Raw genomic sequence first — 21,577 nt, 5'->3', positions numbered from 1 at the left:
CTTGCTACGTTTTATAAAATCTAGTTAACAATCAAGATGTATTATAAGGTTATTCTCAGCATAACCAAGTGTTATAACGGAGAATATATAAAAAAATAGCCATCCTAAGTGGATGGCTATTTAGCTTATCGCATCTATAACTTAAAAAGTTATCAGACTATAGTACTAAACAGCCCGTTGTAAAAGCATAGACTTAATTTGGCCTATCGCTTTCGTCGGGTTCAAGCCCTTAGGACATACACTTACACAGTTCATGATACCGTGGCAGCGGAATACGCTGAATGCATCATCAAGGTCGTTAAGACGCTCTTCAGTTGCAGTGTCACGGCTATCGATTAGGAAACGGTAAGCATGTAGTAGACCGGCTGGACCGATGAACTTGTCAGGGTTCCACCAGAATGATGGGCATGACGTTGAACAACAGGCACATAAAATACACTCGTAAAGACCATCAAGCTTTGCACGCTCTTCTGGCGACTGCAAATGCTCACGCGCTGGCGGCTGCTTGCTGTCGTTAATCAAGAACGGCTTGATTTTTTCGTACTGTGTATAGAACTGCGTCATGTCAACAACAAGGTCGCGCACTACTGGCAGACCTGGAAGTGGACGAACTACTATTTTGCCTTTGCCCAGTGCAGAAAGCGGAGTAATACATGCTAGGCCGTTTTTGCCGTTCATGTTCACACCGTCCGAACCACATACACCTTCGCGGCAAGAGCGACGGAAAGAAAGCGTCGGATCTTGCTCTTTAAGTGCGAGTAGCGCGTCTAGCACCATCATGTCTTGACCTTCCTCTACTTCTAGAGTGTAGTCTTGCATGCGAGGCTTCGCATCTACTTCTGGGTTGTAACGATAAATCGAAAAAGTTAATTGCATGATCGTTGCCTCTCTTAATATGAACGCACTTTAGGCGGGAATGCTTCCCTAAGCTTAGGCGCCATATTCACTTCACGTTTAAGCATTTTATCAGTGTTCGGATCGTAGATGCTGTGGCACAACCAGTTGTCATCGTCACGGTCCGGGAAGTCGAAGCGGCTGTGCGCACCACGGCTCTCCGTTCTGAAGTTCGCTGCTACTGCTGTGCTGTACGCGGTTTCCATTAGGTTATCAAGCTCTAAACATTCAATACGCTGTGTATTGAAGTCTGCGCTCTTGTCGTCAAGGCGTGCATGCTTAAGACGCTCGCGAATTTCGCTAAGCTCTTTAAGCCCTTCTGCCATTGCTTCACCTTCACGGAATACTGAGAAGTTAAGCTGCATGCATTTCTGCAAGTCTTTCTTAATTTGTACTGGGTCTTCGCCCTTACCTTTCTCTGAATTTTCCCAACGATTGAAACGCGTCATCGAGGCTTCAAGATCAGACTCAGATGCGTCACGTGTTGGTGCCATTTCAGATAGTGTCTTGCCAAGGTGTAAACCAGTCGCACGACCGAATACAACAAGGTCAAGTAGTGAATTACCGCCAAGACGGTTAGCACCGTGTACAGATACACAAGCGATTTCACCACAAGCAAACAAACCGTTAACGACTTTATCGTTACCGTTTTCGTCAACTGTTAGACATTGGCCATCAACATTTGTAGGAATACCACCCATCATGTAGTGACAGGTTGGAATTACAGGAATAGGCTCTTTCACTGGGTCAACGTGCGCGAACGTACGTGACAGCTCAAGGATACCAGGTAGACGAGATTCAAGAACGTCTTTACCTAGGTGGTCGAGCTTAAGTTTAATGTGAGTACCCCATGGGCCTTCACAACCACGACCTTCACGGATTTCAGTCATCATTGAACGTGCAACAACGTCACGACCCGCTAGGTCTTTTGCGTTAGGTGCATAACGTTCCATGAAGCGCTCGCCGTCTTTGTTAAGAAGGTAACCACCTTCACCACGACAACCCTCAGTAACCAATGTACCCGCGCCAGCTATACCCGTTGGGTGAAACTGCCACATTTCCATATCCTGAACCGCAACACCAGCACGAAGAGCCATACCAACACCGTCACCGGTATTAATGTGTGCGTTTGTCGTTGAGGCGTAAATACGACCCGCACCGCCTGTAGCAAGAACAACTGCGCGAGACTTGAAGTAAACTACTTCACCAGACTCGATATCAATTGCGGTACAACCAACCACGTCACCGTCTTGGTTTTTTACTAGGTCAAGTGCATACCACTCTGAGAATACTTTTGTTTTGTTCTTTACGTTTTGCTGGTAAAGAAGGTGTAGAAGCGCGTGGCCAGTACGGTCAGCCGCAGCTGCTGTACGAGCGCCCTGCTCACCACCAAAGTTCTTTGACTGGCCGCCAAAAGGACGTTGGTAAATTTTGCCATTTTCAAAACGAGAGAATGGTAGACCCATGTTCTCCATTTCGATAATAGCTTCTGGACCAGTCTTACACATATATTCAATCGCGTCTTGGTCGCCGATATAATCAGAACCTTTAACGGTGTCATACATGTGCCATTCCCAGTTATCCTCGTGTGAATTACCAAGTGCTACGGTAATACCACCCTGTGCTGACACAGTGTGAGAACGGGTTGGAAATACTTTAGATAACAGTGCGCATGATTTACCAGATTGTGAAATCTGCAGTGCCGCGCGCATACCTGCTCCGCCAGCACCAATTACTACTGCATCAAACTCGTGAACGGGTAAACTCATTTTACACTCCCCACAGTACGAATAGGCCAACAGCTACATAGCCGAATGCGATGATATTTAGTATATATTGTAGTCCAGCGCGCAGACCTGCTGATTTAACATAGTCTGTAAGCACCTGCCATAGGCCGATGCGCACGTGGATCATCACTGCTACTAGTGCTGCCAATGTGAAAACTTTCATAGCTAGGCCAGAGAATAACCCTCGCCATTCAACAAACGTCAAATTGTCTGTGGTGATAAAAAACCACGCCATGAAAACCGAGTACGCGAAAATTATTGCTGCTGTTGCGCGAAGAGAGACGTAGTCTTGTACGCCGTCACGCTTAATGCTTGCTTGGTTGGTTACCATAATGCAACTCCCAATACTACGGTCAATACAACCCAAAGCGCGATTACTGCTTTCGCACTCGTGTTGCCCGACTCTAATTCTTCCCAGTGACCTAAATCCATAACAACGTGTCTTAGGCCGCCTAGAATGTGATACGTCAGCGCTGAGGCTGTGCCAATTGCGACAAATTTTCCAAGGAAACCGTCCATGATTGCTTGTACGTTCGCAAAACCTTCAGACGAATGAACAGAAACTGCCCATGCCCAAATGACAAATAGTAGCGCGAAAAACATTGCAACACCGGTAACACGATGGAGAATTGACGAAATAGCAGAGGGCGGAAATTTAATAGTATTGAGTTCTAAATTTACTGGTCTTTGCTTTTTCACAATGTATGCCTGTTTAATCCGTAGGGGATAATGAATTTCTTACCTTTTTTATGTCCTGAGTAAGTAAATTCGATTTTTAACCTGTTAATTGCCTCATCCACTGAGTTGTTAACAATTTGTGAATTATTCTTTAACGCTTGTAACAGAATAAATATTCTGACGTTCAAGCACCGCTGAGTATATCCAGCGTAGTATATAATTACAATTTTTTGTGCCGTAGTAAGACTTTAGTCGCTATACACACATTTTTGATAATTATTTACTATTAAAAGAGATCAAAATTGGATGCAACACGTTTAAACGAGCGCAATTACAGTGTCATAAGTTTATCAGTAGCCTTTCGGAATAACTATGTATATCAATGGCAAATTAAGCACTTTTAATCTGAATGCGTATTTATTCAACGTTGGAAGGTTACTTTTTAATCTAAGCTGTTAATATAATTATCGATCGGTGGTTTACCTTTTGTGAAAAGCCATTGATAATTGCGATGTATCGGGCAAAGTGACAATCCATAAAGTTAATTAATCGTTATCTGATTGCTAGTATTCTTTTAAGCAATTTGGAATATTTATTGTGCAAATATGCAATTAAATTGACTTGTTGGTACATAATAAAGTACAAATACGCCCACTTTTCCCAACGAAGCGGATATTTTCGTCCGTTTTCGCTGCAAACAGAACCATTCTGAGGAGAGCATTTTATGGCAGATCAGAAAGCCATTCTTAAAGCCGGCGGTAAGGAAATCGAACTTCCTATCTTGTCTGGCACCGAAGGACAAGATGTAATCGATGTCCGTACGTTAGGCCAACACGGTTATTTCACGTACGACCCTGGTTTTATGGCGACAGGATCTTGCGAGTCTTCAATTACGTATATCGACGGCGCTCAAGGTGTGTTATTACACCGCGGTTTCCCAATCGAAGAACTAGCGCGTGACGCAGACTACCTAGAAGTTTGTCACATGCTACTTCACGGTGACGCACCGACTAAAGAACAGTACGAAGAGTTCAAAGAGACAATCACACGTCACACCATGGTTCACGAACAAATAAACATGTTCTTCCACGGTTTCCGTAACGACGCACACCCTATGGCTATGCTATGCGGTACAGTTGGTGCAATGTCTTCTTTTTATCACAGCGACTTGGACGTATCAAATGAAGAGCAGCGTGTTCGCAGTGCCCATCGTTTAATCGCTAAGATGCCAACTTTGGTTGCAATGTGCTATAAGTACAACGTAGGTCAGCCATTCGTGTATCCGCGCAACGACTTAAGCTATGCAGCTAACTTCCTGAACATGATGTTCTCTGTACCAGCAGAAGAATATCAAATCAGCCCAGCTGTTGAGCGTGCGATGGACCGTATCTTTACGCTACATGCTGACCACGAACAGAATGCTTCAACGTCTACCGTTCGTCTTGCCGGTTCTTCTGGTGCGAACCCATATGCATGTATTTCTGCTGGTGTTGCTTCACTTTGGGGTCCTGCTCATGGTGGTGCAAACGAAGCATGTCTGAACATGCTAGAAGAAATTGGCACAGTTGATCGTATTCCTGAGTTTATTGCACGCGCTAAAGACAAGAATGACCCATTCCGTCTTATGGGCTTCGGTCACCGTGTTTATAAGAACCACGATCCACGTGCAACAGTAATGCGTGAAAGCTGTCACGAAGTATTAAGCGAGCTTAACGTAAAAGATCCACTACTAGAAGTAGCGATGGAACTAGAAAAGATTGCGTTGAGTGACCCGTACTTTGCAGAGAAGAAACTGTTCCCGAACGTTGACTTCTATTCAGGTATCGTACTTAAAGCGATTGGTATTCCTACCAATATGTTCACGTGCATCTTCGCCCTGTCTCGCACAGTAGGCTGGATTTCACACTGGCACGAAATGATGAGCGACCCTAAACAAAAAATTGGTCGTCCTCGTCAGCTTTATACTGGTCACAACCAGCGTAAATACACGCCAATTAAGTAGTTAGTTAGAAAATACTGAACTAAGAGCTACATGTAATAGTAGAAATAGCGCCTTCACGGCGCTATTTTTGTTTTAACCATTTTATTTTCAAGGAACATCAATGCCCTACTCTGCAGTTTTTCTAGGTATTGCAGGCCTTATTCCTTTTGTAGCGATGCCTCTGGCATATCAACTTAACCTGTTATCCATAACACAAAGTGCGGTTTATTTTGTGCAATATTCTGCTGTGCTGCTTTCATTTTTTGGCGGCATACACTGGTGGGACGCAATAAGCAACCAACGTTACGATAAACAAATGTTGATCGCTATGTTACCGACTATTATTGGTTGGCTGTGTTTGGTGTTCTCACATGATGTAAAAGTATTTGGCGTATTGTCACTTAGCTACGTCGCGATATTAATCTATGACAAGTTCACTCTTAGTATGCCCAAAGAACAGGTCGTTAGTTATATTAGTTTGAGAATGGGATTAACGAGCGTAGTCGTTATCTGCCACGCATGGATGATTTATTTGCTTGTATAGAACAGAAAAATGTTTGTGGTCCTTGTTTATTTCAAACTGGTAGCACAGTGTTGAAGTCATGCGTGGTAGTGGTGAAAAAATAACTTCAATACTTGCCATTAACATGGGATGACGCTAAAAAACAGCTAATGAAACGTTACGCATAACTATCTTAAGCTTTTGAATAATATATTTTTTATGAAATGACATAACAAAAAAGGCGATAATATTTCAATACTATCGCCTTGGCTTTTTATCTAACGCTTTGTTATTTAAATTATATAATGCAGTGTTTATTCATCGCGAATAATCGATAGTAACTCTTCTGTTTTCTGTTCCATTAGCGCAATGTCACCCTTACTCTCAACGTTTAAACGAATTACTGGTTCTGTATTCGATTTACGTAAATTAAAGCGCCATGTACCAAACTCGAGACCTAAGCCATCGGTAGTATCAACTACGCTAGCTAGTGGCTTATACTTGTTTGTAACACGCTCAAGTGCTGCATCAGCATCCTTTAACTTGCTATTAATCTCACCTGAAGATGGGAATGCTTCGATACGCGCTTTAACCATGCTAGCCAGAGTTTGCTTTTTCACACACACCAATTCAGCAATCAGCAACCAAGGGATCATACCCGAGTCACAATATGCGAAATCTCTGAAATAGTGATGAGCACTCATTTCACCGCCGTAGACAGCATCTTCTTTGCGCATACGCTCTTTAATAAAAGCATGGCCTGTTTTCGACTTAATGGGTGTACCGCCTGCATTGGCTACAATGTCTTCTGTATTCCAATATACGCGTGGGTCGTAAATAATTTTGCTGTCTGTGTTCTTCTCGATGAATGCTTCAGCAAGCAAGCCTACGATGTAATATCCTTCAATAAATTCACCGTCTGCGTCGAACAAGAAGCAGCGATCGAAGTCGCCGTCCCAAGCGATACCGAAATCAGCACCTGACCCTTTAACAGCATCAGCCGTGTCAGCGCGATTCTCAGGTAATAACGGGTTAGGTATACCGTTTGGAAATGTGCCATCTGCGTTGTGGTGTACTTTTATAAATTCAATTGGCACACCCTGCGCTTTCATTTCTTTTTCGATAGCGTCTAGCGCTGGTCCCGCCGCACCATTTCCTGCATTCACCACTACTTTTAGCGGCGTAAAATTGCTTAACTTCACATAAGAAAGCATGTGAGAAACATAGTCAGACATACACGATTTAACAGCATATTTGTCAGTCTGAGAAAGCATCTCTTCTACCACATGGGCAGTACCGTTAAAGAATGCGTCCGCGTTTATCGCCGCACCGTTTGTATAATGCGCTAACCTTTCTGACACATAGCTATCTTCTAAAGCTTCTGCTTTTTCTTTAATAGCGTTCAGGCCTGTATCACCGCTGATGGGCACAGAACCCGCTTTTACCAGTTTCATGCCGTTGTAGTTAATAGGATTGTGGCTAGCGGTCACTTCAATACCACCATCAACACCAAGATGCTTTGTAGCAAAATAGATTTCTTCGGTTCCTGCCATACCAATATCAGTCACCGTTGCACCAGCATCAATAAGACCTGCGCTTAAGGCTAATTTTAATGGTGTTGATGTAAGACGCACGTCACTACCAACAACAACAGTCTTTGCATTTAATTCTTGCGCAAAAGCATAGCCAATTCGATAGGCTACTTCTTCGGTTAGTTGAGCGTTTAGTTCGCCACGAATATCGTACGCTTTAAAGCAGGTAATTGGGGTTGCCATTTAAATCGAAATTCCCTGTGTTTTAACTATTTGTGATTACATTATCGCCTTTTACGACTAAAAAGCGCATACCGCTCTTTTGTTATTGTCGTAAAAGAGATTAGACATATTGATATTAAATCATTAGAGGAAGTGAATTACTAATTCAATTTGAGTAGCGGAACGTTTTGCGGTCGCACTTTAAATTCATGAATTTAAAGTACGAGTTCAAAGTAGATACTGTTATGGAAAACGCCTTGATGTTAATACTTTCGGCGAAAGCACTGAGTAGGACTAAAACCACTCTTGATAAGTACTTTTTCAGAAGCGGGGTTGTTGTTCATAACTTCAGTGTTAAGCAAAGTTATGCCCATTCTTTTGGCCTCATCAATTAAAAATGAGACGCAGTGAGAGACAATCCTTTTTCCACTTTCCTTCTTTACAACTCGATAGCCTATTTCAGCCTCGTTGGTTGCTCCTTGCTGAACCCAATAAAAAGGTATTATTCAAAAGCCCCGTTTAACTACACAAAGTCTAATCAAGACAGACAATCCTTGTCCCTACTTCGCTAATGAGCCGCTTTGATAATCGTTAAATGCCTGAACAATTTCCTGCTGAGTGTTCATCACAAAAGGTCCATATTGCACTACAGGCTCATTGATAGGTTTGCCTGACACCATAATAAACTTGGACTCTGTATTAGTAAAAACAGAGAGCGTCGTGCCCGTTTTCGACAGCACGCCAAGTTCTCCATCACGCAGTACAGATTCTTTACTCGCGTTATCTCTATTAATAGTTAAGCTGCCATCATAAACATAGATAAACGTTGCTTCATCTGAATTTACGTCAATTTCAGAACTCCCACTTCTTAGCGCGATGTCTAAAAAGGTGGGAGAAACCGCCGTTGTCTTAACTGGGCCTTTCACACCATCAATTTCACCTGCTAACACTTTTATGACAGCACCTTGACTGTGTACCGTAGGCACGCAATCTGGCTGTATGTCTTGATAGTTTGGCGCTGACATTTTCTCTACTGCAGGAAGGTTTACCCACAACTGAAAGCCCTTTAATAGCCCTTCTTCCTGCTCCGGCATTTCTTCGTGAATAATACCTCGCCCAGCGTTCATCCATTGAATGCCGCCCGCATCAATCACTCCCTCGTTACCTACAGAATCCTTATGGCGCATTTTACCTGCCAACATGTAAGTAACAGTCTGAAAACCGCGGTGAGGATGAGGTGGAAAACCGGCAATGTACTCACCAGGATTATCTGAGCCAAAAAAATCTAACATAAGAAACGGATCTAAACGAGGAAGGTCAGGCTGACCGATAATACGCGTTAGTGACACGCCCGCACCGTCACTGGTAGCTATACCCGAGACGATCTTTTCTATCGTTTTTGGTCCATTTAATTCAACAGACATATCTTGTACTCACCTACAATTCGCTATAACAAACAGCATTTTATGTTTAATTTTTAATATTGGCATTTGTCTACATTGACGCCCTAGCTTCCCATTTTTTCACGGCCGTGGGATGACATGAGATCTTGCTCTGGCCCCACGGGAATGACCTGTGTCGGGTTTATCATTGTGTGACTATAGTAGTAGTGCCTTTTAATATGCTCAAAATTCACCGTTTCAGCGATACCCGGCACTTGATAAAGCTCTTTCATATAGCCGTAAATATTGGGGTAGTCTGCAATTTGCTTTTTGTTGCACTTAAAGTGTCCGTGATACACCGCATCAAAACGAATCAAGGTAGTGAATAACCGCCAGTCAGCTTCTGTTATTTCACTACCCACTAAGTAACGCTGTTTACTTAGTCTTTCTTCAACTAAATCCAACGCGTTAAACACTGCATTAACAGCTTCTTCATACGCTTCTTGCGTAGTTGCGAACCCGGCCTTGTACACGCCATTATTAATATCGTGATACACCATGTTATTAATGGTATCTATTTCTTCGCGAAGAGCCTCGGGGTAATAATCAACTTCATTGCTGGTAAGAGAATTAAATCCACTGTTAAAAATACGTATAATCTCTGCTGACTCATTATTAACGATAGTTTCAGTTTTTTTATCCCAAAGGATAGGCACCGTAACACGCGTTGTTATCTCAGCTTCCGCTTTAGTATAGATTTGATGTGCGTAATCAAATCCGTAAAGCTTATCGCCCGTTGAGCCTGGGTAGTCTTTAAACTCCCATCCATTGTCGAGCATTTCAGGATGAACTACGGAAACATCAATATGCTTCTCTAAGCCCTTAAGTTTTCTAAATATGAGCGCTCTGTGTGCCCATGGACAAGCTAACGATACATAAAGATGGTAACGACCTGGTTCAACAGGGAACGGCGCCTCCTCATTATCGCTGATTTTGTCGCGAAATTTAGACGCTTGTCGCTCAAACTTACCGCCGCTTTTGCTCGTGTCGTACCATTTGTCTTGCCATTGCCCATCAACGAGTAAGCCCATATTCCCAATCCTTTCAACGTTTATTAAACTATTTTATTATTAAACCATGTATTGTGTAGAACGTATGTTGCGTTAAATCGGATTTATTATTCGAAAAAACTGGAGTGTATTGATTTTTGGTCATCACTTTTGAGATGATGCGCGCCCTGCAGCAGTGACTACGATCATTAGCGCATATCCATACCCTTGTTATTTTTTATTTAGTGAATTAAAGCATGTCTGATGATCCTCGTTTAGGCGGCATTGTGCGTTTGTACGGTGCACAACAAACTAACAATTTAGCCAATAGTCATGTGGCCGTTGTCGGCATAGGTGGTGTAGGAAGTTGGACTGCCGAAGCATTGGCCCGTTCGGGTGTTGGTACTATCACGCTTATTGACCTCGATGATGTCTGTGTAACGAACACAAATCGTCAGATTCACGCACTTTCAAATACGATAGGCGAACCAAAGGTCGAGGCCATTGCGTCGCGTATCGCGCTAATAAATCCTAATTGCAAAGTAAACTGCGTTGAAGATTTTGTCACACCTGAAAATACCGCCTCGCTCTTAACCAAAGAAATGCACGCTGTGGTTGATGCTACTGACAGCATACGTGCTAAAGCCGCAATGATAGCGCACTGCAAGCGCAATAAAATTCCTATTGTTACAGTAGGCGGCGCTGGGGGTCAGATAGACCCAACACAAGTTACTAAAGGCGATTTAGCTAAAACAACGCAAGATCCGCTTGCTGCAAAGCTACGCAGTGAACTGCGTCGAAACTATAATTTCAGTAAAAACCCCAAGCGCCGATTCGGCGTTGAATGTATTTATTCAACAGAACAGCTGCGCTACCCACAGCCTGATGGCTCTGTTTGCTACAATAAATCAGCAATGGAAGGCGGCACGCGTCTCGACTGTGCGGGTGGATTTGGTGCGGTAGTCACAGTAACAGCCACCTTCGGTATGTTCGCTGCTGCTAGCGTAATCAATAGATTAACTGGACAAAAATAGACTTTGGCCGATAAGTTACGCACAATAGCAAAATAACAGTAACGTGCTGACGGCAGATAGTTTTAATTAAAGTGTTTTATTCGTTAGACCCAGAAAATGAATTTTAACTTAGCGCTAAGCAAAACAATCTGGCAGAAAACGCTTTAACAAAGCAACCGTCACGGGTTTTAAAAATTAAAATATTGGTATGTATGCCAATGCCATTCTCGGTGAGAAGGAGAATAAGATGTCACCTGATGAACTCAATAAATTAATGTCAGATTGCGCAAAAGACGCGATAGTAACCGCATCCGATGAGTTCAATATTGTACTGGATAAGACTCCCGAGAGTATTGCGCTAGTTGACGACGTTTTACTTAGCTTTGTAGATAAGTATCACGATTTAGCGTTGGAAGATGAAGCAGTATTTACTATTTGTAATATCTTTGGTGCGTATATTGGTGAAATCCTAAAAGCGCAATTAGACGGCGAATGGATATATGACCAGTCAAATCCTCAAGCGCCAACCGTATTTTTAAAAGTCGGTGATAATACCTATGCATTTGCGGGAATTTGCTATGAACGTTTGGTTAACGACAGTCAGGTAAGCGTTTTCGCTTACTACGAAAAGGCATTGGCCAATCACAAATTCACTCACTAGTGGCTAAAACCTTAAACCAAAAATAGCGCCTTCATGGGTTAGGCGCTTCCCAATCTTCTATCATCCATCTTAAATGGCGACTTTTCGAAATAGCGTAAAGCGCGACGCCATAAAAAACAATTTTTACGCCAGTAATGGCCTCAAATCCCCAGTGGTGGTGCATGGCATAATAAAGTTGTGTGTTAAATAGAAGCAGTACGCCAAACTGTGCAAGTGGAATGACTAGGCGGCGCCATTTTGTATACCCTTTTTTCCACAGCCTATCTCTTTGGCTAACCAACACAAGCGCTAAAAGAACCGGTAAGCTAGCGACTAATCCAATGCCTAAACTTTCTTTTTGTGGATAGAAAAAGGCGAGTAAATCACTGGTTTGGGTTCGAGACGCCAGTGAAAAAATAAACGCTAGCCAATCGATGCATAACAGAATAGACACAGCGTATAACCATCGAGGTGGCAGTATTCGCCCTGACTCGTCGTAACATGAGAGTGGAAGTTTTAGCATGCGTTCACTTTTGTCATCTCTACTATTCATCATAGAACGTAAGCGTTCTAACTAATGGAAATTTTTTCTTCTGAAGAGTTCAAGGTGGGGGTGACTTCATTTTTTTAAACACATTAGTTATCAAATACGCTCTGTAACCTAAACGCTTGTCTTCATCTCGCCTTTTTTTATTAAAGTTCGTACCGTTCCAAGTTCGTACCGTGTCACAACACTGTACAACGCTTGTAACCTGCTGTTCGTGTTTTTATGCTTTATCCTCTACATTAAACTAGCAACGATTTATCGCTTAAAACTACTGCGTATTAATGCGAGTTACTGTATAATCCGCGGCCATTTTAGACACAGTCATTTGCCAGGTGATATTTTAGATGACAGTAGAAACGTTTGATCCGAACAAAGTAGTAAACAAAACCACAACGCTTGAGACGCCCGTGAAAGTGCTTAGTGAAAACAAGCCTTCAGACCAACGCATTGGCAGCAGAATTGGTTTTGTTAGCTTAGGTTGTCCTAAGAACTTGGTTGATTCTGAGCGTATTCTTACTCAACTTCGAACCGAAGGGTATGATGTTGTTCCTACCTATAACGACGCCGATTTAGTTATCGTTAACACCTGCGGATTTATAGACGCAGCTGTTGAAGAGTCGTTAGACACCATCGGAGAAGCGCTAAAAGAAAATGGCAAAGTTATTGTAACTGGTTGTCTCGGTGTAAAAGAGGATGAAATCCGAGAGCTTCATCCAAACGTGCTTGCCATTACTGGCCCCCATGCTTATGAAACTGTTGTTGAGCAAGTGCATGAACACTTGCCAAAGCCCCAACATGATCCTTTCGCAGACCTCATCCCTGACCACGGGGTAAAATTAACCCCTCGTCATTACGCTTACTTAAAAATATCAGAGGGCTGCAATCACCGCTGTACGTTCTGCATTATTCCTTCAATGCGGGGCGACCTTGTTAGCCGCCCTGTCGGCAACGTGCTAGATGAAGCGAAGCGCTTAAAAGATGCTGGGGTTAAAGAGCTTCTGGTTATATCTCAAGACACCAGTGCTTATGGCGTGGATGTAAAACACAGAACAGGTTTTTGGAATGGCATGCCTGTTAAAACTCATATGCAGCAGCTATGCGAAAAGTTAGGTGAAATGGGTATTTGGGTTCGCCTTCACTACGTTTACCCTTACCCTCATGTCGACGACCTGATCCCACTGATGAATGAAGGTAAAATCCTTCCTTATTTAGACATTCCATTCCAGCACGCAAACAAGCGCATCCTGAAGCTGATGAAACGCCCTGGTAGTGCTGAACGCGTGCTTGAACGTGTCAAGAAGTGGCGTGAACAGTGCCCTTCTCTCGTAATTCGTTCAACATTTATAGTGGGTTTTCCAGGGGAAACTGAGGAAGAATTTGAAGAGTTGCTAGACTTCTTACGTGAAGCTCAACTTGATCGCGTTGGTGCTTTTGCTTACTCACCTGTGGAAGGCGCTCGCGCAAATGATTTACCTGATCCTGTACCAGAAGAGGTGAAACAAGCTCGTCTTGCTCACTTTATGGAAGTACAAGGTGAAATAAGCGCTGCTAGGTTACAAGCGAGAATTGGAAATGAGTATCAAGTCGTCATCGACAGCGTTGATGCGGAAGGCGCCGTTGGTCGAACCTACGCTGATGCACCTGAAGTGGATGGTTTAGTTCATCTCAACGGCGTTTACGATGTAAAGCCTGGCGACCGAGTGTGGGCTGAAGTCATCCACGCTAACGAACACGATGTGTGGGCTGTACTTTCTGAAGACCAAGACGAAGACGGCGATACCGCAGAATAAATAATCAAGCCAGAGTTACGCATATTACATCAATGCGCTACCTGGGCTCTTGCTGCGTTACTTGGCAATAAAAAACCCTATCGATTACTATTTTTCGATAGGGTTTTTCGCATTTAAGGCTTAGTAAACTCGTAGTCAACGGTGATTTTGAGCCACGCTACCAAGGTAATTCTTCACCGTTTGAGTGAATAAAGCGGCCAGAGTTGTCTACAGTAAGCTCATCAATACGACTAGCCAAACGCTCTGCGCACGTATCAGCGTCGATGTCGCCTGCTCCGTTAACCATTTCGGTTTGCACAAATCCTGGGTGGAAAATGCCAACTGCAATTCCCTTCGCCCTAAGATCGTTTGCCATCGATACACCAGCGGCATTTAACGCGGCCTTTGACATGCGATAGCCATAATACCCACCCGAGCCGTTATCAGACATAGAGCCCATTCGACTTGATATCAACGCTATTTTTGCATCCTCTGCTAGTGCTGGTAATAGCGATTGAGATACTAACAACGGTCCCATCGCGTTAACGCGAAACTGATAATCAATCGTATTGGGATCCCAGTCATCAATACTCTCTCGGCCAAGCACTCCTGCATTATTGATAAGCAAATCAATTTTTACGTCCATCAAGGGCGCCAGTTTTTCAGCCAACGTCTCCGGCCGTGCTACATCGACACCACTGACAATGTTAACGCCGGCACTGTTTAACTCGTCGCAACTATTACGGCACGTCGCATAAACTTTCGCGCCTCTTGCTTTATATTGCTTGGTAAGCGCAAGGCCAATGCCTCGGTTACCACCTGTAATAACTACATTCATAACGAATCCCTTGTTATTTTTTATGTGCTTAAATCAGTCTTATAATTTTAAAAATAAACGTGTGAGTAAGCCAATTACACCTAATTGGCGAAGACCAGATAAAACGAATCATCACGTTTACTTCGCTATTTTATAGTCTTTAAAAGACGTTCTAGATCTTCAGGCGTATCAATTCCAACAGGCGGTGGCGCCGACGCTACTTCACAGTGGATTTTATCGCCGTACCATATTGCGCGAAGCTGCTCTAGTGACTCAATTTGTTCAAGAGCGCTTGGCGCATATGAAACGTACTGTTTAATGTAATTGGCACGATAGGCGTAAATACCGATATGACGATTATAAAGTCCGGTATTAGCAGACGTAGGGTTAGCCATCATATAATCCCGCTCAAACGGTATTGGCGCGCGTGAAAAATAAATCGACTCTCCTTTTTGATTAACCACTACCTTTACAATATTGGGATTAAATACATCTTCAACACTCGCGATAGGCGTCGACAATGTCGCCATTTGACATTGCGGCGCATTCGCCAAGTTAGTAGCAACCTGATTAATATTTTCGGCAGGAATAAAAGGTTCATCTCCTTGAACGTTCACCACTATTGTGTCGGAAGAAATTCCCTCTTTTTCTACGACCTCTGCGATACGCTCAGTCCCAGACTGATGGTTTACTGAAGTCATGCATACATGAGCAAAGCCAAGAACTACATTTTTAATCCGTTCATCATCTGTAGCTACAATGATGTTATCAGCACCCGCTTCTGTGGCACGTTCAACCACATGTTGTATCATGGGTTTTCCGTCGATAAGTGCTAATGGCTTGCCAGGAAAACGACTTGAACCGTATCGAGCGGGGATCACAACTGTAAATGACATATATTTCTTTCGCCCTTACTGTCTACTAGTTAAACGGGTTATCAGCGCGTCGCGTCTACTTCGTCTAGCGACAGTGATATTGCCTTGCTTTCTATTAACACTGGGATACCGTCTTTGATTTCATAGGCTAACCTATCAAACCGACACACTAGCTGGGTGTTATCTTCTTTTAATACGAGTTTTCCCTTACATACTGGGCAAGCTAAAACTTCTAAAAGCTTTTTATCGAACGCCATTGTTGTTATTCCTGTCCGTTCTGGTGAATATTTAAACCTGCGTTTGCAAGTTTCACGTTTATTAAGTTAAAAAAATCTGGGGCTAAATGCGCACTAACAGGCAAAAACCAACAGTCATTATGTGCAAATGGTGCGGCTTTTACTGCATCCTTTTCTGTCATTAGCACCCTTCCATCTGGAATATCAGACGACGAGATAGCGTGATGATCTGCTAAGGGATGGGTAACCGATAAGTCAATTCCCATTTCCCTAAGCTGACTGAAAAAGCGCTGAGGAGAACCGATACCTGCGATGGCACTACAGGGAATCTTTCTAATTTCTTCTACCGTTGTGGTTTTCATCCTATTAGAAACTGATGTGAAGTCTCCAGGAACCAATGTCATAAGAAATTGTGGCGATACTGCACTGTCAAATGTTGGCATAGAACGGCTGTTATGAACAAGAGCATCTACGGTACCCAGTCTCCATTGGCCTTCTCGAAGTGGTCCCATTGGGAGCAAATATCCGCTACCTACCTTTCTATCATCCATGACTACAATTTCAACATCTCGATGGAGCGCATAATGCTGCAATCCATCATCGCAAATTATCAGTTCACACTCTAATTCATTCGTTAAGTAGGCAGCTCCCCTCGCCCGCACGGGATCAATAACTACATCACTCTGGCTGCGAATTGCCAGTAATCTGGGTTCATCGCCTACTTCAGACGCGTCGTCGTCACCTTTCACTAACCTTGGGTATAAGGGTGAATTAGCGCCGTAGCCGCGACTTAAAATACCTACCTTTAGGCCTTGCGCTTGATAGTAAGTCGCCAATGCTAAAACTACTGGGGTTTTGCCATTGCCGCCAACAGATATATTGCCCACTACGATGACGGGTACCTTAGCTTTAAATGCTTTTTTTATCCCTATTTTAAATAGCAGTCGTCGAATAGCGGATACGAAGTAAAATAGCAAAGCGAGCGGAGCAAAAACCCAAACAAACCCGTGACCAAAATACCACTTATCGTGAAGGGTAGCGTTTTGCCTTTGGCTCACTTTGTCTCACCAAACTGCAGTGCATGAAGTTGTGCGTAATGACCGCCTTTTTCAAGCAACGCGTCGTGTTTACCCTTTTCAATAATCTCACCTTGTTCTACCACCATAATGCAATCTGCATTTTCAATTGTAGACAACCGGTGTGCTACTACGATGCTGGTGCATCGTTTTTGCAATGTTTCTAATGCGTCTTGGATTAAACGTTCCGACTCTGTATCAAGGGCTGATGTGGCTTCATCTAAGATAAGTATAGGTGCGTCTGCAAGTATGGCGCGAGCAATCGCTATGCGCTGGCGTTGACCACCAGAGAGCATAAGGCCATTCTCCCCAATAACAGTATCTAAACCATCAGGAAGGTTTGCCAGGAATTCCTCAACATGCGCAATTTTAGCTGCATTTTCTATCTCTTTCCGCGAAACATTCTGTCGAGCGCCATAAGCTATATTGTTGGCGATAGAGTCATTAAACAGCGTGACGTTTTGAGATACCACTGCAAACTGAGCGCGCAGATCTTTCAAATCGATGTCGTTAAGCCCAACATCATCTAGCCGAATTTGCCCTTTTTGCGGAACATAAAAACGAGTAAGCAAAGAAGATATGGTAGATTTCCCGCTTCCTGAACGCCCTACTAGTGCAATGGACTGCCCAGGGTTGGCGGTGAAGCTTACATTGGTTAATGCTGGCGTCTGCTTTCCTGGGTAGTAAAAGGTAACGTCATCAAACTCTATTTTGCCCGTAGCTCGCTTGATTTTGGTTTCACCTTTGTCTTCTTCATCCGCTTCATCCAGGATTTCGAAAATACTAGCGCACGCAGCCATTCCCTTTTGAAATTGATTATTAATAGTGGTCAATTGTTTAAGAGGCTTAAGCAGCATAACCATACAGAACACGACATTAATAAAAACACCAGCGGTAAGCTTTTCTAGCATGCCAGGTGTACTGGCAATGAATAAAACAACGGCAAGCGCTATGGATGCGATAACTTGAATAGATGACACACTTAAAATAGACGTGACGTTGAGCTTCATTGACTGCTGGCGATTATGGTTGTTTTTCTGTTTAAAGCGCTCTTGCTCTATGTCCTGACCGCCAAACATGATCACAACTTTATGACCTTTTACTGCCTGCTCTACCGAAGAGGTAAGGTTTCCCATAGATTGCTGAATATTTTTGCTAACAACGCGGAACCGTTTACTAACAATAGACACGATAATCGCAACCACCGGGCCAATGAGAAGAAAAATTAGCGATAGTTGCCACGAGTAATAAAACATGACGCAAAGAAGTCCTATTACTAACGCTCCCTCTCTCACTAAAGTAAGCAGCGCTTTACCAGAAGCGTTAGCCACTTGCTCAGTATCGTACGTAACCTTGCTTATTAAGCCACCCACCGCGTGATGATCGTGAAAAGACACTGGTAAATGAATATATTTTTCAAACAACTGCTGGCGCATGCGCATCACAACTTGTGCACCAATCCAACTCAGCGTATAGCTGCCTAGAAAATTGAACACACCACGCAATAAAAACAGCGGTACAATTGCGAAGGCTGCTAAACGAAGATAGTCGTGGTCGTTTTTCCCAAGAGATTCGTCAATCATCGGCTGAAGCTGAGAGAATACAAACGTATCTACCGCGGAATAGCCAATCATACCGATAATGGCAAAAACGAATGGAACTTTGTACGCCTTTAAATACTGTAAAAAACGTTTAATTTGATAATCCGAGTTGTCGGCTTTCTGCATGTAGTTATTTTAACCTGTCTAAAACGTTGGCAAAAACGCGTTTTTTCTATTGTACTCGTTCTCGCTTTAATTCACTAATATAGCGATAAAATTGATTAGTCTGTCGACGACTTGAGTAATGTGTGGTCAGTTGCTGCTCATTTAAAGGTTCTGCCAAAACTACGCTCAGCAGTCAGTGGATTCCATAGAAATCAGCTTAAAGGTGTCGCGGAGGCTTGCCCTTTAAATACCATCGTTTTTTCAAATCACTACGTAGCGTGTTAACTTCAAAACTTCCTTTCCTAAAGGTTACGAGGGTATAGCCTTCTGAGCTTGTAAAATATTGCTGTACGTTGTGCTGCCTGTAGCGCTCTACAACATTTAACGCAGGGAACCTCCATCGATTTTCGTACCCTTGGGTATAAATTACCGCTTTCGGTGCCACATGCTTAATGAAAATATCCGTTGAGGAGGTCTTGCTACCGTGGTGTGGTGCAATCAATATATCTGCATTAAGCGCTGACGTTCCTCTCGCTAACTCCTTGGTAATTAAAGCATACTCACTTTCTTTTTCGATATCGCCTGGAATAAGTACACTGCCAGATTGAGCTGCAATTCTGACAACACACGACATCGCGTTATTATCTTGAGAATTGCCTTTTAGTGGCCACAAAAAACTGATGGTTAGCCCCTGCCAATCAAACATTGTATCTCTCTCGCAGCCAAAGGTTGGAGAGTAAAACGTGGCATTACCTGCAATGGGGTGTGCCATCACTGTACTTAGACCGCCGGCATGATCATTGTCACTATGGGTATGAATAACATGGTCCACATGCTTCACTTTAAGATTTTCAAGTAGTGGAAAAAGATATTGCGTAGCTGTCATAGCATTACCACGAAATTGCGCGCCAGAGTCGATGATGATGGCTCTATCACCTTTGGTAACCGTGATGGCACTGGCCTGCCCTGCATCAAGCACATGCAGCGCCCAAATCTCATCATTAGGCGGTAACCATTGGATTAAGGAGGTACCCAACGGTAGCGAAAGTAACACTATGCAAAGGCGCTTAAATCGCCAGTAGGGTAAACAGAAAAGAATGATAGCGCCTAAAAAACAAAGTGCACCTGATGTGTCTATGAATAGCGTAAAGGCACTCAAATCTAGATCACTCAAAAAAGCCAAGAGTGAAAGCAAATAGCCGAATAGGTAGTCACTCCATTTCAGTACTTCTACAGCAAAATTACCAACAAAAGATGTACTCAAATAATAGCTAATGAGTAGCGAAATCAGGCAAATCGGTAACAAAAGCGTTATAACGGGCAGCGCTAATAGATTAGCGACAAGCGATACAACGCTCACATTGCCAAACCAAATAGTCGTCAGCGGCATCATGATAACCGTCAACGCTATTTGAAGTTTTATTATTGCGAAATACCAAGGTTCTCGATGTATGCTAAGCGTGTTTATAAAAAACCAGATGCAAATAACTGCACCAATACTCAAGTAAAAGCTCGCGTTTAGTACAGAAAAAGGAAATAGCAGTAAGCATAGGGCTAGCATGGCCAGGCCAATATTAACCGACCGCCACGCCACTTTGAATATCGTGAGTAGGCAACCAAGTGTAAGTAGAAGTAAAGCGCGTACTACTGGCAGAGCCATACCACTGAGTAACGCATATAAGTAACACACGGCAATTACACAAACTAAAATCCATACTCTAAGGCCAGTATTTTTTAAACTAAACAAGCAACCTTTATGCTGTATTTTATATGCGTAAAACCCCACTAGCTGTAAGGAAGCAAAGCGCCTTAGCCTGCGTAATAACTCAAATACTTGAACTAGGATAAAAATAAAGGGAATGAATACAAAGAAGCACACTCCAGCTACTATCGACAAATGCATACCTGAGATACTAAACAAATGCCCCGTTCCTGTGCGCTGCAATAGGATCCAGTCGTCTTGGGTAAAGTGCGTTTTATTACCAAGTAACAATGCACTCCACCATGAGTGATGTGTAAGATTCAAACTCGACAACCAATCGGCTAGTTCGTTACGATGGCTGTGCTCGTGGAAAGTCGTTTCTGTGTGCAATACCTTAATGTAGCCGGTTGCATAGATAAAGTGACTCACTAAATATTGCTGTCGACTAAAACCAACGGGGTTCGCAACGCCATAAGCGGGCTTTAGTTTAGCTACAGCAGTAAAAACGTCTCCATCGTGCAGGCAGGATGCCTTTGCTTTTTTGGGTAGAGATTCATCGTCGCTACGCTTAAAAGTAAATAAATGGCTGGTAACGCCATGATTTTCAGCGCGATACTGGGAATGGCTGAGCCTAACCTTAAATTTAAGGCCGGCGATCAACAATGCTTTAAAGAATGGAGGATTAAAAAATTCTCGTGTGCTTTGTCCGTCTACAGACTGAATAGCTACAATATATTGATGGTAATCTTGCGCGTTAAGCAAATCATCTGATAAACATCCGCCAGAGATAACGTGCCCTACTATTGTGACATCTTGTTGAATTTTGTGCTGAGGCAGTTGCCAAGCATAGTAAAAATGCCCTAAACTCGCCACCCATAGAACACCTACAAACAAACCATTAATCGCCAAGCACAGCAGGACTTCCATCACTGCTTGCCCAGTAATGCTACCGTGGTTTTGATAGAACAGTATAATTGAGCTGGTTACTACGAGTAAGGCAAGCATTACCGCCATGCTTTGTGTAGAGGGAAGTTCTCGCCAGAAAACTGCACTTATTGCGCCAGCGCAAAAACAGCTTAACCAAATTGTGATACTATTGACCATGTTTTTACGTAGGAATTTCTAGTTATCGGATATGGTTTAAGTAAAAACACGCAGTATTGGTCCAT

At 43.1% G+C, this 21,577-nt stretch carries 20 protein-coding genes; 5 read left to right on the top strand and 15 right to left on the bottom strand.

The features are described 5' to 3' along the window. Positions 1–165 precede the first annotated feature (165 nt). The 4 genes from ACM0P2_RS10050 to sdhC are packed head-to-tail and all read right to left on the bottom strand — an operon-like array spanning position 166 to position 3,380. A complete protein-coding gene (locus tag ACM0P2_RS10050) occupies positions 166–876 on the bottom strand; it encodes a succinate dehydrogenase iron-sulfur subunit (protein ID WP_012518362.1) in 711 nt (236 codons plus the stop codon). Positions 877–890: 14 nt separating this feature from the next. Next, positions 891–2,663: a succinate dehydrogenase flavoprotein subunit gene (gene sdhA / locus ACM0P2_RS10045; RefSeq protein WP_014949447.1), complete on the bottom strand. Its 1,773-nt coding sequence runs from the start codon at positions 2,661–2,663 to the stop codon at positions 891–893. Between the two features lies 1 nt (position 2,664). Beyond that, complete coding sequence (gene sdhD / locus ACM0P2_RS10040; RefSeq protein ID WP_105931245.1) at positions 2,665–3,012, bottom strand: succinate dehydrogenase, hydrophobic membrane anchor protein; 348 nt, start codon at positions 3,010–3,012, stop codon at positions 2,665–2,667. Further along, on the bottom strand, positions 3,006–3,380 hold the full coding sequence (gene sdhC / locus ACM0P2_RS10035) for a succinate dehydrogenase, cytochrome b556 subunit (RefSeq protein ID WP_105931244.1): 375 nt from the start codon (positions 3,378–3,380) through the stop codon (positions 3,006–3,008). The genes sdhD and sdhC overlap by 7 nt, the downstream gene beginning before the upstream one ends. 703 nt (positions 3,381–4,083) lie before the next feature. Between sdhC and ACM0P2_RS10030 the strand changes: the two genes are divergently transcribed. Further along, positions 4,084–5,361 (top strand): citrate synthase, encoded by a 1,278-nt coding sequence (locus ACM0P2_RS10030; RefSeq protein WP_159120330.1) that lies wholly within the window; start codon positions 4,084–4,086, stop codon positions 5,359–5,361. A 100-nt stretch (positions 5,362–5,461) separates the two neighbouring features. After that, positions 5,462–5,884 carry a DUF3429 domain-containing protein gene (locus tag ACM0P2_RS10025; RefSeq protein WP_419227657.1) on the top strand — a complete coding sequence of 141 codons (423 nt, stop codon included), beginning with the start codon at positions 5,462–5,464 and terminating at the stop codon, positions 5,882–5,884. 272 nt (positions 5,885–6,156) lie between these two features. Here ACM0P2_RS10025 and ACM0P2_RS10020 read toward each other — a convergent pair whose 3' ends face one another. The 4 genes from ACM0P2_RS10020 to ACM0P2_RS10005 form a co-directional block, all read right to left on the bottom strand. Further along, positions 6,157–7,617 carry a phosphomannomutase CpsG gene (locus tag ACM0P2_RS10020; RefSeq protein WP_419227656.1) on the bottom strand — a complete coding sequence of 487 codons (1,461 nt, stop codon included), beginning with the start codon at positions 7,615–7,617 and terminating at the stop codon, positions 6,157–6,159. A 242-nt stretch (positions 7,618–7,859) separates the two neighbouring features. After that, a complete protein-coding gene (locus ACM0P2_RS10015; RefSeq protein ID WP_419227698.1) occupies positions 7,860–8,054 on the bottom strand; it encodes a hypothetical protein in 195 nt (64 codons plus the stop codon). Between the two features lie 102 nt (positions 8,055–8,156). Further along, a complete protein-coding gene (locus ACM0P2_RS10010; RefSeq protein WP_159120333.1) occupies positions 8,157–9,020 on the bottom strand; it encodes a pirin family protein in 864 nt (287 codons plus the stop codon). 83 nt (positions 9,021–9,103) lie between these two features. Further along, positions 9,104–10,069: a glutathione S-transferase family protein gene (locus ACM0P2_RS10005; RefSeq protein WP_159120334.1), complete on the bottom strand. Its 966-nt coding sequence runs from the start codon at positions 10,067–10,069 to the stop codon at positions 9,104–9,106. 215 nt (positions 10,070–10,284) lie between these two features. Between ACM0P2_RS10005 and tcdA the strand changes: the two genes are divergently transcribed. Beyond that, positions 10,285–11,061: a tRNA cyclic N6-threonylcarbamoyladenosine(37) synthase TcdA gene (gene tcdA / locus ACM0P2_RS10000; RefSeq protein WP_159120335.1), complete on the top strand. Its 777-nt coding sequence runs from the start codon at positions 10,285–10,287 to the stop codon at positions 11,059–11,061. A gap of 226 nt (positions 11,062–11,287) precedes the next feature. Beyond that, positions 11,288–11,701: a hypothetical protein gene (locus ACM0P2_RS09995; RefSeq protein WP_105931474.1), complete on the top strand. Its 414-nt coding sequence runs from the start codon at positions 11,288–11,290 to the stop codon at positions 11,699–11,701. A gap of 31 nt (positions 11,702–11,732) precedes the next feature. Here the strand turns inward: ACM0P2_RS09995 and ACM0P2_RS09990 are convergent, their stop codons facing one another. After that, positions 11,733–12,203: a DUF2919 family protein gene (locus tag ACM0P2_RS09990; RefSeq protein WP_159120336.1), complete on the bottom strand. Its 471-nt coding sequence runs from the start codon at positions 12,201–12,203 to the stop codon at positions 11,733–11,735. Positions 12,204–12,571: 368 nt separating this feature from the next. Between ACM0P2_RS09990 and rimO the strand changes: the two genes are divergently transcribed. Further along, positions 12,572–14,017 carry a 30S ribosomal protein S12 methylthiotransferase RimO gene (gene rimO / locus ACM0P2_RS09985; protein ID WP_419227654.1) on the top strand — a complete coding sequence of 482 codons (1,446 nt, stop codon included), beginning with the start codon at positions 12,572–12,574 and terminating at the stop codon, positions 14,015–14,017. A 157-nt stretch (positions 14,018–14,174) separates the two neighbouring features. Here rimO and ACM0P2_RS09980 read toward each other — a convergent pair whose 3' ends face one another. The 6 genes from ACM0P2_RS09980 to ACM0P2_RS09955 form a co-directional block, all read right to left on the bottom strand. Then, positions 14,175–14,834: an SDR family oxidoreductase gene (locus ACM0P2_RS09980; protein WP_419227652.1), complete on the bottom strand. Its 660-nt coding sequence runs from the start codon at positions 14,832–14,834 to the stop codon at positions 14,175–14,177. A gap of 125 nt (positions 14,835–14,959) precedes the next feature. Beyond that, positions 14,960–15,709: a 3-deoxy-manno-octulosonate cytidylyltransferase gene (gene kdsB / locus ACM0P2_RS09975; protein ID WP_419227651.1), complete on the bottom strand. Its 750-nt coding sequence runs from the start codon at positions 15,707–15,709 to the stop codon at positions 14,960–14,962. Between the two features lie 41 nt (positions 15,710–15,750). Beyond that, a complete protein-coding gene (locus ACM0P2_RS09970; protein WP_419227650.1) occupies positions 15,751–15,945 on the bottom strand; it encodes a Trm112 family protein in 195 nt (64 codons plus the stop codon). 5 nt (positions 15,946–15,950) lie between these two features. Then, positions 15,951–16,982 carry a tetraacyldisaccharide 4'-kinase gene (gene lpxK, locus ACM0P2_RS09965; protein WP_419227649.1) on the bottom strand — a complete coding sequence of 344 codons (1,032 nt, stop codon included), beginning with the start codon at positions 16,980–16,982 and terminating at the stop codon, positions 15,951–15,953. After that, positions 16,979–18,727, bottom strand: coding sequence for a lipid A export permease/ATP-binding protein MsbA (gene msbA / locus ACM0P2_RS09960; RefSeq protein WP_159120341.1), 1,749 nt, complete (start codon positions 18,725–18,727; stop codon positions 16,979–16,981). The genes lpxK and msbA overlap by 4 nt, the downstream gene beginning before the upstream one ends. A gap of 196 nt (positions 18,728–18,923) precedes the next feature. Beyond that, a complete protein-coding gene (locus tag ACM0P2_RS09955) occupies positions 18,924–21,512 on the bottom strand; it encodes a DNA internalization-related competence protein ComEC/Rec2 (protein ID WP_419227648.1) in 2,589 nt (862 codons plus the stop codon). Positions 21,513–21,577: the final 65 nt, after the last annotated feature.

The sequence above is a fragment of the Alteromonas sp. OM2203 genome (assembly GCF_048517045.1).
In the GTDB taxonomy this organism is placed as follows: Bacteria; Pseudomonadota; Gammaproteobacteria; order Enterobacterales; family Alteromonadaceae; genus Alteromonas; species Alteromonas gracilis.
The sequence above is the reverse complement of the archived record's forward strand: the minus strand, read 5'-3'. Positions and strand labels throughout refer to the sequence as shown.